12 protein-coding genes are annotated in these 12,822 nt (G+C 38.4%); 3 read left to right on the top strand and 9 right to left on the bottom strand.

What is annotated here, in order from left to right:
- Positions 1-67: 67 nt before the first annotated feature.
- On the bottom strand, positions 68-298 hold the full coding sequence (locus tag F601_RS0110130) for a DUF1797 family protein (protein ID WP_004230761.1): 231 nt from the start codon (positions 296-298) through the stop codon (positions 68-70).
- 64 nt (positions 299-362) lie between these two features.
- On the bottom strand, positions 363-1,343 hold the full coding sequence (gene argF / locus F601_RS0110125) for an ornithine carbamoyltransferase (protein ID WP_018165570.1): 981 nt from the start codon (positions 1,341-1,343) through the stop codon (positions 363-365).
- Positions 1,344-1,676: 333 nt separating this feature from the next.
- Between argF and F601_RS0110120 the strand changes: the two genes are divergently transcribed.
- The 3 genes from F601_RS0110120 to F601_RS0110110 all read left to right on the top strand — a co-directional run bounded on the left by F601_RS0110120 (position 1,677) and on the right by F601_RS0110110 (position 4,932).
- Positions 1,677-3,968 carry an ATP-dependent Clp protease ATP-binding subunit gene (locus F601_RS0110120; protein ID WP_018165569.1) on the top strand — a complete coding sequence of 764 codons (2,292 nt, stop codon included), beginning with the start codon at positions 1,677-1,679 and terminating at the stop codon, positions 3,966-3,968.
- Positions 3,969-4,123: 155 nt separating this feature from the next.
- Positions 4,124-4,573, top strand: a complete 450-nt coding sequence (locus F601_RS0110115) for an NUDIX hydrolase (RefSeq protein ID WP_018165568.1) — start codon at positions 4,124-4,126, stop codon at positions 4,571-4,573.
- Between the two features lie 56 nt (positions 4,574-4,629).
- Complete coding sequence (locus tag F601_RS0110110) at positions 4,630-4,932, top strand: DUF1827 family protein (protein WP_018165567.1); 303 nt, start codon at positions 4,630-4,632, stop codon at positions 4,930-4,932.
- Positions 4,933-5,293: 361 nt separating this feature from the next.
- Here F601_RS0110110 and ileS read toward each other — a convergent pair whose 3' ends face one another.
- The 7 genes from ileS to ftsZ form a co-directional block, all read right to left on the bottom strand.
- Positions 5,294-8,086: an isoleucine--tRNA ligase gene (gene ileS, locus F601_RS0110105; protein ID WP_018165566.1), complete on the bottom strand. Its 2,793-nt coding sequence runs from the start codon at positions 8,084-8,086 to the stop codon at positions 5,294-5,296.
- A gap of 295 nt (positions 8,087-8,381) precedes the next feature.
- The gene (locus tag F601_RS0110095) at positions 8,382-9,140 is read right to left on the bottom strand and encodes a DivIVA domain-containing protein (RefSeq protein WP_018165564.1); all 759 of its coding nucleotides are present in this window, start codon (positions 9,138-9,140) and stop codon (positions 8,382-8,384) included.
- A gap of 11 nt (positions 9,141-9,151) precedes the next feature.
- Positions 9,152-9,943 (bottom strand): YlmH family RNA-binding protein, encoded by a 792-nt coding sequence (locus F601_RS0110090; RefSeq protein ID WP_026183188.1) that lies wholly within the window; start codon positions 9,941-9,943, stop codon positions 9,152-9,154.
- Entirely contained in the window at positions 9,943-10,200 is a 258-nt protein-coding gene (locus F601_RS0110085; RefSeq protein WP_018165562.1) for a YggT family protein, read from the bottom strand. Before F601_RS0110085 ends, F601_RS0110090 begins: the two co-directional genes overlap by 1 nt.
- A gap of 3 nt (positions 10,201-10,203) precedes the next feature.
- Entirely contained in the window at positions 10,204-10,806 is a 603-nt protein-coding gene (locus F601_RS0110080) for a cell division protein SepF (RefSeq protein WP_018165561.1), read from the bottom strand.
- 9 nt (positions 10,807-10,815) lie between these two features.
- Positions 10,816-11,490, bottom strand: coding sequence for a YggS family pyridoxal phosphate-dependent enzyme (locus F601_RS0110075; protein WP_018165560.1), 675 nt, complete (start codon positions 11,488-11,490; stop codon positions 10,816-10,818).
- A gap of 8 nt (positions 11,491-11,498) precedes the next feature.
- Positions 11,499-12,812, bottom strand: a complete 1,314-nt coding sequence (ftsZ, locus tag F601_RS0110070) for a cell division protein FtsZ (protein ID WP_018165559.1) — start codon at positions 12,810-12,812, stop codon at positions 11,499-11,501.
- Positions 12,813-12,822: the final 10 nt, after the last annotated feature.

Here is a 12,822-nt window from a genome sequence, read left to right as displayed (position 1 = left end):
ATAACACAAATTGCATAAAAATACCAATCTCCCAAAGAAAAAAACCCGCTCAGCGAGTTTTAACTTCTTAATAAAGCAAATCATAGATTTCCATTGCAATAAGGTCAATGCTATCAAATGAGTAAGACTCACGTGCTTCAACATCACGCAATGTGAAAACTGGACCATTTTCAGGGTCGTTGCTGAAAGAAACTTCTGCTACAACAACACCATCACGTTCAAAATTACGTTTGAGATTGCTACCATCAGTAGTCATCAACTCGAGACGGTTGATGATTCTCACCAAATGTGATTCCATGTTATTCTCCTATTCGTTTTTTGTCTTCTCTATTTTAACACAAATAGGTCTATTCGTCACCACTTTAGAGCGATTTTAGCGATTGATACATAATCGCTTTGATTGAGTGCATGCGATTTTCAGCCTCTTGGAAAATAGTAGAACTGTGCTCTTGAAAGACTTCATCTGTGATTTCAAGTTCAGCAAGTCCGTAAGTCTCATAGATTTCCTTACCAATCTCTGTGTTGAGATCATGGAAAGCAGGCAGACAATGCATAACAACAAGATTTGGATTTTCAGCTTTAGCAAGCAAGTCTGCATTAATTTGGTATGGCAAGAGCAAATCAATCCTTTCTTTAAAATCAACTTCCTCACCCATTGAAACCCAAACATCAGTGTAGAGCATATCAACACCTTTGACTGCAGCAACATCATCTGTGATAGTCAATTCAGCTCCATTGTTATACTGCTCTGCTATTGCCACAATTTCAGCCTCAGGTTGCAAATCAGCTGGAGCAATAATCTTAACGTTAACTCCCAAGATAGCTGATGTTACCAAAAGTGAATTCGCCATGTTATTACGGCCATCACCGATATAGGCAATAGTCAGACCTTCCAATTTCCCAAAATGCTCTTTAAGGGTCATAAAGTCAGCAATCATCTGAGTTGGATGCCAAGTATCTGTTAAGCCATTCCAGACAGGCACACCAGAATATTCAGCCAAAGCTTCAACATCTTCTTGTTTAAAGCCACGGTATTCAATCCCATCAAACATAGAACCTAAAACCTTGGCTGTATCAATAACAGACTCCTTCTTACCAAGCTGGATTTCACCTGAACCAAGGTAAGTAACATTCATCCCCAAATCTTGACCAGCTACTGTAAAGGCTGATCGAGTCCTCGTACTGGCTTTCTCAAAAATCAAGGCAATATTAAGACCTTCTAAATATTTATGCGGAATTCTAGCCTTCTTGAGTTCTTTAAATTTAAGACCCAAATCAATCAAATCATTAAGTTCTTCCTTAGTAAAATCAATCTCTTTTAAAAATGAATTATTCCTAACCATAGTCTTATCCAATTCTTTCTACATAATATACTTTATTTTAGCATAATTATTCATTCTGTCAAGAAAAAGTCATAAGTATTCAAAGGTTAACAGGAAAATAGTAGGGATCAGTACTTTATATCTTCCTGTCAAAAATAATCGTCCCAGTAGCTTATCTTCAAAATCAGGTCTGTAGAGATCCAAATAGGTTGTTAGCACTCTATATAAGAAAGTGCTAATTTTTGAAACTTTTTACTTGCTTTCTATCTTGCTAGTGCTATAATAGAAGCATAAAGTTTGACCATCTTTGACTAAAGATCAAAGAGGCAACAAATCACGAAAGGGGGCACGTTTATGCTCTGTCAAAACTGTAAATTAAACGAATCAACTATACATCTCTACACAAACGTAAACGGTCAACAACGCCAAGTTGACCTTTGCCAAAATTGTTATCAAATTATGAAAACAGATCCTAATAATTCAATTTTAGGTGGTCTAGGTAACACACCTAAAAGTTCTAATCAAGGACAGTCAAGTTCCCTTAATCCATTCTTTGAGGATTTCTTTGGTGACCTCAATAACTTCCGCGCTTTCAGCGATAACCTCCCAAATACCCCTCCTACTCAAGCTGGCGGTAATGGGGGCAATGGCGGAGCAGGCAACAACCGTCGTCCAAGTGGACCAGGTCAACAACAAGCTAACCAAAAACCAAATGGCTTGCTTGAAGAATTTGGTATCAACGTAACTGACATTGCCCGACGTGGGGACATCGATCCAGTTATTGGACGTGACGCTGAAATCATTCGTGTTATTGAAATCCTAAACCGCCGTACTAAAAATAACCCAGTATTAATTGGGGAACCTGGTGTTGGTAAAACAGCTGTTGTTGAAGGACTTGCTCAGAAAATTGTTGACGGCAATGTCCCACAAAAACTTCAGGGCAAACAAGTTATCCGATTAGATGTGGTTAGCCTTGTTCAAGGAACTGGCATACGTGGCCAATTTGAAGAGCGTATGCAAAAACTCATGGAAGAGATTCGCAACCGTAATGATGTTATCCTCTTCATCGATGAAATCCATGAAATTGTTGGTGCTGGTTCAGCAGGCGATGGTAACATGGATGCTGGAAACATCCTCAAACCAGCCCTTGCACGTGGAGAGCTCCAATTAGTCGGTGCAACTACTCTTAACGAATACCGCATTATTGAAAAGGATGCAGCTCTTGAACGACGTATGCAACCAGTAAAAGTTGATGAACCTTCAGTTGAAGAAACCATCACTATTCTTAAAGGTATTCAAAAGAAATACGAAGACTACCACCACGTTAAATACAGTGAAGATGCTATCGAATCGGCTGCCATTCTCTCTAATCGCTACATACAAGACCGCTTCTTACCTGACAAGGCCATTGACCTTTTAGATGAAGCAGGTTCTAAGATGAATCTAACCCTCAACTTCGTCGATCCTAAGGAAATTGATCAACGTTTGATTGAAGCTGAAAACATGAAAGCGCAAGCTACACGCGATGAAGACTATGAACGCGCAGCCTATTACCGCGACCAAATCGCCAAATTCAAGGAAATGCAGCAGCAGACTGTCACAGACCAGGATATTCCTCTTATTACTGAAAAAACAATCGAAGCTATCATTGAAGAGAAAACTAACATTCCAGTTGGTGATTTGAAAGAAAAAGAACAATCTCAGCTCATTCACTTAGCCGAAGATTTGAAATCTCACGTTATTGGTCAAGATGATGCCGTAGATAAAATTGCTAAAGCTATCCGACGCAATCGTGTTGGACTAGGTACTCCAAACCGTCCAATCGGATCCTTCCTCTTTGTTGGTCCAACTGGTGTTGGTAAGACTGAATTATCTAAGCAATTAGCTATTGAACTCTTTGGTTCTGCTGACAGTATGATCCGCTTCGACATGTCAGAATACATGGAAAAACACAGTGTGGCTAAACTTGTCGGTGCCCCTCCAGGCTATGTTGGCTATGAAGAAGCTGGCCAATTGACAGAAAAAGTTCGCCGTAACCCCTACTCTCTTATCCTCTTGGATGAGGTCGAAAAAGCTCACCCAGATGTGATGCATATGTTCCTTCAAGTATTAGATGATGGTCGATTGACTGACGGACAAGGTCGTACAGTCAGCTTTAAGGACACTATCATTATCATGACATCAAATGCTGGGACAGGAAAAGTTGAAGCTTCAGTTGGCTTTGGAGCTGCACGCGAAGGACGTACAAACTCTGTTCTTGGTGAACTCAGCAACTACTTCAGCCCAGAATTCATGAACCGCTTTGATGGTATCATTGAGTTCCAAGCCCTCAGCAAGGATAATCTCCTCCACATCGTTGATCTTATGCTTAATGATGTCAATGAGCGCCTATCTAATAATGGTATCCATCTTGAAGTAACTGCTAAGGTTAAGGAAAAATTGGTAGAACTGGGTTACGATCCAAAAATGGGTGCCCGCCCACTCCGTCGTACCATCCAAGACTACATCGAAGATGCCATTACCGACTTCTACCTTGAAAATCCAACTGAAAAAGACCTTAAAGCTATTATGACAAGTAATGGAAAAATAGTCATTAAGTCAGCTCAAAAAGTTAAAAAAGCAGAAGAAACAATTGTAGCCGAATAAGTAGTTAAAGATGCTCATTAAAATGAGGTATTCATAATAACTTACCCCTTATCCTAAATCCTAGAATAAGGGGTAAAATTTTCTCTAAATCACGGAACACTTTCGATGGGCAAGTGTAATGATTTTTAGTATAATAATCACAAAGGAGAAATATTATGACCAATCCAACTTTCGGTAAAAAAATTGATGGTGTTGACTACAAAGCACGTTACGGAGTCTACGCTGTTATTCCCAATCTTGACAAAACACAAATTATTCTAGTTCAAGCTCCAAACGGTGCATGGTTTCTGCCAGGAGGGGAAATTGAAGCTGGAGAAAATCATATGACAGCTCTTGAACGCGAATTAATTGAAGAACTTGGATTTACGGCTGAAATCGGAAAATATTTCGGACAAGCTGATGAGTACTTTTATTCAAGTCATCGCGATACTCACTACTACAATCCAGCATATATTTATGAAGTGACTGGATTCAAGCAAGTTGACAAACCACTGGAAGATTTTAATAACCTTGCATGGTTTGATATAAGCGAAGCTATTGAAAAACTAAAACGTGGAAGCCATAAGTGGGGCATCACAGAATGGCAAAAACTTTATAAAAATTAAGCCCAATCATTCAAATCGTGCTATAATAAAACTATGAGAATCAAAGGAGGAAAATAATGAGACTTATCAACACGACAGACAGCCATGCAGATTTAGTTAGAAATCAGCTCCGGAATACAGATGCAAAATTAGTTGAAATCTATTCAGCTGGCAATACTGATGTCATTTTTACCCAAGCACCTAAACATTATGAGTTGTTGATTACAAATAAGCACCGTGCTATCAAAGATAATGAACTAGAGGCTATCCGTGATTTCTTCCTCAAGCGTAAAATCGACAGTAAAATTGTCAAAATGGATCAATTACAAACTATTCACACACCAAAATTAATTGAAATTTCATTTCCAATTAGTAATTAAGACAAGTCATCCCTGACTTGCTTTTTTTATTACCAAAATAAAGAAATTTACTATACCTTAATTGACTCAATTTGCCTTACCCTAGTACTGATTTCATCTCATTTCCTCATATAATCTTATTTTTTGAATATTATTCTACTCATACTCACTGAAAATCAAAGTCAGACGAGGCGACAAGACGTAGGCAGTACTAAAGTACGGCAAGGTGAAGTAAACAAAGTATCATTTTAATTTTCGAAGAGTATTGACCATAGACAATTTTCGAAAATCCCTAAAACCCCAAAAAACCTACAAGAAAAATATTGATTCCTGCAGGTTTTTATTATATGTCAAGATTCTATGTACTAATCAGGTCTGAATCTTATTTTGTTTCAAATCCTTGCGCTACTGCATCAGTGAAGTTTTCTTCAATGATTTGAGCACAGTGATCACAAACAAGTGCATTATAGCTGCGTTCTTTTACAGTTTCATCCACGCGGCGGCAACGGTCACAAACCTCACCATGTGCATGTTCAACTGTGAAGGCAACATCATCAAAGGTAACTGCTGATTCTGGAGCTGCGTCTTCAGTTACAGTCAATTGTGAAACAATGAGCAATTGAGCAATGTCACTGTCAAGTGCTGTGAGCAGAGTTTTCACTTCTTGGCTTGCGTAAACTGTCAAATGAGCTTCCAATGATTTACCGATAACTTTTTCATTACGAGCTTCTTCAAGTGCTTTTTGGGCTTGTGTACGGAAAGTCATGAAGGCATCCCATTCTTCCAAGATAGCTTCTTGGTTAGAGAAGTTTACAACTTCTGGCATTTCAGCCAGTTGAACAAATTCTTCTGCTTCATGCTCAAGGTAAGACCAGATTTCTTCTGCTGTGTGTGGCAAGATTGGTGTCAATAGTTTAGTGATTTTGACCAAAATGTCATAGAAGACTGTTTGCATTTGACGACGTGCTTGAGATTCAGCAGCCTCAATGTAGACAACATCTTTGGCAAAATCAAGATAGAAGGCAGACAAATCAACTGTGATGAAGTTTACAACAGACTTGTAAATTGCCAAAAAATCATAGTTTTCGTAAGCATCACGGATAGTCTTAACAAGACCATTGAACTTGATTGTCATATATTTATCAACTGCACGTAAGTCTTCAAAAGCAACTTTATCGCTTGCTGGATTGAAATCTGCAGTGTTAGCAATCAAGAAACGAAGGGTATTACGGATTTTACGATAGGTTTCAGAAACTTGTCCAAGAATTTCCATAGATACACGAACGTCATTGTCAGTATCAACAGAAGCCACCCAGAGACGAAGGATTTCAGCACCGTATTGTTTTGCTACATCGTTAGGTGAGATGATATTGCCTTTAGATTTAGACATTTTTTCACCTTTACCATCCAAAACAAAACCTTGTGACAAGACTGATTTATATGGTGCATGGCCATTAACTGCAACAGATGTAATCAATGAAGAGTTAAACCAACCACGGTATTGGTCAGATCCTTCAAGATAAAGGTCAGCAGGGTAAGCAAGTTCTTCACGGGCATTCATAACACCGTTCCATGATGAACCTGAGTCAAACCAAACGTCCATGATATCCGTTTCTTTTTCAAAGATACCGTTTGGTGAGCCTGGGTGAGTGAAACCTTCTGGAAGCAAGTCTTTAGCATCACGTTCCCACCAGATGATTGATCCTTCGTTTTCAAAGAGATTAGCAATATGGTCAGTTACTTCTTTTATCATGATAGCTGTGCCATCTTCAGCATAGAAGATTGGAAGCGGAACGCCCCAGGCACGTTGACGTGAGATAACCCAGTCGCCACGGTCACGAATCATGTTAAAGAGACGAGTGTGACCCCATGATGGGTAGAACTTAGTATTATCAATTTCATCAAGAATATCTTGACGGAATTTAGAAACTGAGGCAAACCATTGTGGTACAGCACGCCAGATGATTGGCTTCTTAGTACGCCAGTCGAATGGGTATGAGTGGTTGATGACTTCTTTGGCAAGTAGCAAATCACCTAATTTTTCAAGAACAGTAGGAACAACTTTGTCATAGAATTGTCCTTCAAAATCAGGACCAGCTAATTCATTCATGAGACCGCGTTCGTTAACTGTCACATAAACTTCCAAACCGTATTTCATACCAACATTGTAGTCGTCTTCACCAAATGATGGTGCAGTATGGACGATACCTGTACCTGAATCTGTTGTAACATGGTCCCCAAGGATTACGAGTTCTTCAACTTCAGCATCCCAAGGGTGTTCAGTAACAATGTACTCAAGTTCAGCACCTTTATGCTTAGAAACAAGCTCAAAAGATTCCCAGCCAAACTTTTCAGCCAAAGTGTCAACCAAGACTTCAGCTACAAGAAATTGACGGCTATCTCCGGCAGGTTGAACAAGAACATAGTCCATATCAGGTCCAACTGTCAAACCACGTGAAGCTGTGATTGTAAATGGCGTTGTTGTCCAAACAACGATATATGTACCATTTTCAAGGACACCTTTACCATCCTTAACTTTATTGGCATAGTAAAGTGATGTTGAATCAATATCGTGGTATTCAATTTCTGCTTCAGCAAGTGCAGATTCAGATGACCATGACCAGTAAACTGGTTTAGCACCACGATAGATGTAACCTTTATCTGCCATAGCTCCAAAGACACGAATTTGTGCTGCTTCATATTCAGGGAAAAGTGTTACATATGGATTTTCCCAATCTGCTGAAACACCCAAACGTTTAAAATCATCGCGTTGTTTATCAACTTGTGAAAGAGCATAGTCACGACACATCTTGAGGTATGTTGCTCGATTTAATTCTTTACGTTTAACCCCTTGCTTAGCCAATACTTGCTCAATTGGAAGCCCGTGAGTATCCCAACCAGGTACGTAAGGTGCACGGAAACCTGACATTGATTTTGAACGAACAATGATATCTTTAGAAATCTTATTAAGAGCATGTCCAACGTGGATGTTACCGTTGGCATATGGAGGTCCATCATGAAGGTGGAAGGCAGGTTTACCAGCGTTTAACTGTTGACGCTTGTCATAAATATTTGCCTCTTCCCATTCTTTCTGCCATTGTGGTTCCTTATTTGGAAGACCAGCACGCATTGGAAAAGCAGTTTTTCCCAAATTAAGGGTTTCTTTTAATTTCATTACATCTCCTCTAACATTTTATAAATTATTATCATTAATTGCAGGGTACAAAAAAACTTCCGCCTGTAAAGGACGAAAGTTCGTGGTACCACCTTTTTTCAGAATAGATGCTCTGCTATGTTCAAAAACAAGCAAAATCAATCTACTCCCTCTTTCATTCGTAAGGTGAATGAGACCTTCTGTCTTAATCTTATTCAGACAGAAAGAAAGAAAAGGATGATTATAAATCTAAGGGATTGTAAGTCTCGCACCATCACTTACTCGCTGGTAATATTAGATTTAAATACTGTTTTTCTTATTCTTCAATATTTAATTTAAAGGTTTGTGTTTCACTGAGGTTAAGCTCTGGATTTTCTTGGAAAACCTCAAATTGCTGAGTTTCTTCCAATTGCTTATTGCCAGCATCTACTCGACGTTGCAATTCTTCCATTTCTTCTGCTGAAAATTGACGTGTTGCATCAATTGAAGCTTCATCAGTTGTTTCAGGAAGTTTTTCATCCAAGACTTTTTCAACAACTTCTCTAAAAGCTGAATCAGAACCTTGAAGGTAAGTAGCCGTTGGTTGTAATAATTCATCCCACTCAGGAGATTGTACCAAACCAAGCTGTGCTTCGATTGAAGCAACTAGACGTTGGTGGAAAACACGAGTTTGACGTTTTAAGTCTTCAGTTTCCACTGCTACACGTTTAGCTTCATCAGCTGCACCACGTAAAATTTCATTTGCTTTTGATTTTGCTTCATCTAACAAATGTTGTGCATCGTAATTAGCTTTACTTACAAGATTAGAAGCTTCAGTGTTAGCTGATGCTTTAACTTTTTCTGCAGTTTCTTGTGCCAAAATAACTGACTGACTCAATGATTCTTTCATATCATTAAAATAAGCCAATTTTTCTTCCAAGTCTTTAATCTTATTTTCTTGATCATGGTTACGACGAACCAAGTCTTCGTAATCATCTACAACAATATCAAGAAATTCATTAACTTCTTCTTCACTGTATCCGCGAAATTTTGTTGAAAATGTTTTATCTTTAATTTCAAGTGCTGTAAGTGCCATTCAACTTCTCCTTATTTGTGTATCATTTTATCTATTGTTAACTTGTACTTTCCGTTTTTAGATAATCCATTATCTGAAACAATAGAAAATCGACCAAAACCTCGAATACTGAGTTTATCTCCAATTTGGAGCATTTCTGAAATCTTATTCGATTGTCGATAGTTTACTTTTACCTTATCTGCCTCAATTAGCTTTGTCGACTGACTTCTTGAGATTTTTAAAACAGCCGCTAGAACCTTGTCTAATCTCATGCTGGAAACAAGAATTTCAATAGATTGAGATTGACTTTCTGGAACCAAGAGCTTTGAAAAATCAATTTCTTTTAGTGTCACACTTGCTCTTCCTATTTTAGCAATATGAGATGTAAAATAGGATAATATAGATCTATCGACAAGCAGCTGAGCACGATCTGATTGAACAAGAATATCTCCAAAAACAGTTCGTTTAATACCCAGTTGATTAATTAAGGTACCCATAATCTGACTATGAGTAAGCTGATTGAACTTAGCATTATAAGAAATTTCGACTAAAGCTATATTAAAATCTAAAAAATCAAAGACATAGTATTCAGGTGCAATAATAACTTTAGCATATTCCATGTCATAGTAATCGCTAGATGCAAAGACTTGTACACCGTAATAATGGCAGAGACTTTTTACAATTTCAACCTGCCTAGGATTGAAAAATTCAGTCACATCCATCGTGTAAGTTGACTCTACTTTGTTAATAAGGTCTCTCACTTTATCAACAAAGTCATATTCTTCTTTCCTATAGTGTTGATATAGGCTATTTTGAACCATAATCAAATCAATAGGTACACGAGGAAACGTGCTAAAATATTGAAAGCAATCATGACAATCCAGATAGTGAAATCTAATCCAAAGAATTGTAATTTCAATTTTCGAAATGGAGCAATAACAGGTTCAACAACGCCAATAATGAAACGACCAATTGTAGTGTCATAAGCCCCTGGAAACCATGATAGCAAGGCATAAGCAATCAGTAGATAAGTGTAAACATCTATCACTTTTAGTAAGATGCTTAGAATTAAATAATTCATGATTTAACGTCTCTTCATATCAAAATCAAAACCAAGGTCTTGTCTTGAATGCTGATGATTTAATTCCTCAATATCAACAGTCACATTAGATGGTGTCAAAAGGAACATAGAGGTACCAACTTTTTGTAATTTTCCATACAAAACTTTACTTGCACCATCAATGAAATCCAGACAACGTCTTGCTTGTGCGTCTAACATATATTGAAAATCAATCAAAACACATTCATTGACAATGAGCAGGTCAACAATTTCTTGAGCATCTTCATATTTACGAGGATATTTCAAGGCAATGGTTGTTTGCTCTGTACGTGCAGCAGGTTGATAATTATCTCTACGTAGATTTGCCTGATTTGTAGGTCGTACAGGTGCAGGTTCATCAGTCGGTTTTACTGCATGTATCGGAGCTTGTTGTCTTTGAGCTGGTTGTTGACTTGGTCTTACTGGTTGTGAAACCGGATTGTTAGGGCGTTTTGGCTGCAAAGGAGCTTGCTGAGAAGCAGGTTGTGGTTTCACAGGTGATTGGTCTAACTCAGTTTCTTCAACATCGCTAACTTCATCTGTATCAAAATATGAAACCAATTTTTCAAATTTATCTTTAAAGGCCATTTGTTCCTCCTAATCTATGAAGAATGATGAGCCAATTCTGACGAAAGTGGCACCTTCATTGATAGCGATTTTAAAATCACCACTCATTCCCATGCTTAATTCTGTCATCGGCATATTGGGATATTCTTTTGCTTGCAACTGATGTCTTAGTTCGTTTGTCTTTCTGAAAACAGTAGTCAACTCTTCATCATCAGCGTGAAGCGGAGCCATTGTCATCAAACCAACAAGTTCAATCTTATCAAATTCGCGTATCTGCTCAATCGCTTCAAAAGCTTCTTCGGCTGTAAAGCCATGCTTACTTTCTTCACCCGAAATGTTAACTTGAAGGAAACATTTAATCGGATGTTCAGCGCGTTTTTGAATTTCTGAAGCTAACTTGACTGAGTCTAATGCATGGAAATAATCAACAAAGTTAATAACATCCTTGACTTTGCGTCGCTGCAAGCTTCCAATTAAGTGCCAGGTTAAATTCCTATCTTTTAATCTTTGATATTTATCAAGAAACTTATCCACTCTATTTTCAGCAATGTGCTTAATACCGGTTTCAACTAGTTTTCCAGCAATATCTGCATCAGCATATTTTGTTACCGCTAAAATAGTAACACTTTCTTGTGGTCGACCAGCTAGGGAAGTTGCTTTTTCAACTTCCGCAAAAACCTGATCTTTATTTTTTTGTAAATCCATTTTAAATTTTAACGATTTTTAAAGAATGGTGGTGTTTCTAATTCATCATCAACTTCATCTGTTCCAGAGAATGTTGACATTGTCAATTTGCTATCCAACTCACCTTCTGCTGGTCGAGCAATATTGTCACGACGCAAGTCCCAGTTGCCAAATGCATTACCTTGTTGACCACGTTGTGGTTGTGTTGGTTGAGTTGTTGGCATTTCATGGTTTTCTGCCATATCAAAGTTTTGGCGACGATCAAAGCCAGCTTGAGCAGGCTGTTGAGAAGCAAACTGTGCATACTGTGCACCTGCAGCTTGTTGTGCATTTGATTGTGTATATGTACGTTGGCTTGATGTAAATCCTGCAACTTGATCAGAACGGTCTTGACGAACACCTGTAGCAACAACTGTTACACGAATTTCATCCTTCATGTCCATATCAATAGATGTACCAAGCCAGATGTTTACACCTTGACCTGCAGCTTGTGCAACGATAGATGATGCTTCTTCTGCCTCTGTCAAAGTCATATCCATACCACCAGTTACGTTGACGATAACATCTTCTGCACCATCAATTGTAGTTTCAAGAAGTGGAGAGTAAATTGCTTTACGAGCTGCTTCAACAATACGCTCTTCACCAGATCCAATACCAATTCCCATAAGAGCATTACCCTTATTGGCCATAACTGTTTTCACATCAGCAAAGTCAAGGTTGATAAGTCCTGGGCTAGTGATAAGATCTGTAATCCCTTGAACACCTTGGCGAAGTACATTATCTGCTTCACTAAGTGCTTCAAGAAGCGGAGTCTTTTTATCAACAATTTCAAGAAGATTATTATTTGAAATAATCAACAAGGTATCAACTTGTTCACGAAGTTCTTGGATACCTTCTGCGGCAAAGTTGCCACGTTTGTTACCTTCAAAACCAAATGGGCGAGTAACTACTGCAACTGTTAAAGCACCTAGGCTTTTAGCAATTCGAGCAATAACTGGAGCAGCACCAGTACCTGATCCTCCTCCCATACCGGCAGTAATGAAGACCATATCTGCACCTTCAAGAGCTTCTGTAAGGACTTCTTCACTCTCTTCAGCAGCCTTACGACCAACCTCAGGCTGACCTCCGGCACCAAGTCCACGAGTCAATTTTGGACCAAGTTGAATAACAGTTTCTGCTTTTGAAGAGCTTAAAGCCTGAATATCTGTGTTTGCAGCAATAAATTCAACGCCTGAAACACCTTCATCAATCATACGATTGATGGCATTACCGCCGCCTCCACCGACACCGATAACTTTAATCACTGCACCTGAAACTGATGCTGCATCAAATGAAAATACCATTTTAATTCCT

This window comes from Streptococcus henryi DSM 19005 (assembly GCF_000376985.1).
GTDB classification, from domain to species: Bacteria; Bacillota; Bacilli; order Lactobacillales; family Streptococcaceae; genus Streptococcus; species Streptococcus henryi.
This window is presented reverse-complemented; position numbering and strand designations above follow the sequence as displayed.

Coding starts and splice junctions, on each gene's coding strand:
- F601_RS0110130 (WP_004230761.1), bottom strand. CDS start 298: ATGGAATCACATTTGGTGAGAATCATCAACCGTCTCGAGTTGATGACT.
- argF (WP_018165570.1), bottom strand. CDS start 1,343: ATGGTTAGGAATAATTCATTTTTAAAAGAGATTGATTTTACTAAGGAA.
- F601_RS0110120 (WP_018165569.1), top strand. CDS start 1,677: ATGCTCTGTCAAAACTGTAAATTAAACGAATCAACTATACATCTCTAC.
- F601_RS0110115 (WP_018165568.1), top strand. CDS start 4,124: ATGACCAATCCAACTTTCGGTAAAAAAATTGATGGTGTTGACTACAAA.
- F601_RS0110110 (WP_018165567.1), top strand. CDS start 4,630: ATGAGACTTATCAACACGACAGACAGCCATGCAGATTTAGTTAGAAAT.
- ileS (WP_018165566.1), bottom strand. CDS start 8,086: ATGAAATTAAAAGAAACCCTTAATTTGGGAAAAACTGCTTTTCCAATG.
- F601_RS0110095 (WP_018165564.1), bottom strand. CDS start 9,140: ATGGCACTTACAGCACTTGAAATTAAAGATAAAACATTTTCAACAAAA.
- F601_RS0110085 (WP_018165562.1), bottom strand. CDS start 10,200: ATGAATTATTTAATTCTAAGCATCTTACTAAAAGTGATAGATGTTTAC.
- F601_RS0110080 (WP_018165561.1), bottom strand. CDS start 10,806: ATGGCCTTTAAAGATAAATTTGAAAAATTGGTTTCATATTTTGATACA.
- F601_RS0110075 (WP_018165560.1), bottom strand. CDS start 11,490: ATGGATTTACAAAAAAATAAAGATCAGGTTTTTGCGGAAGTTGAAAAA.
- ftsZ (WP_018165559.1), bottom strand. CDS start 12,812: ATGGTATTTTCATTTGATGCAGCATCAGTTTCAGGTGCAGTGATTAAA.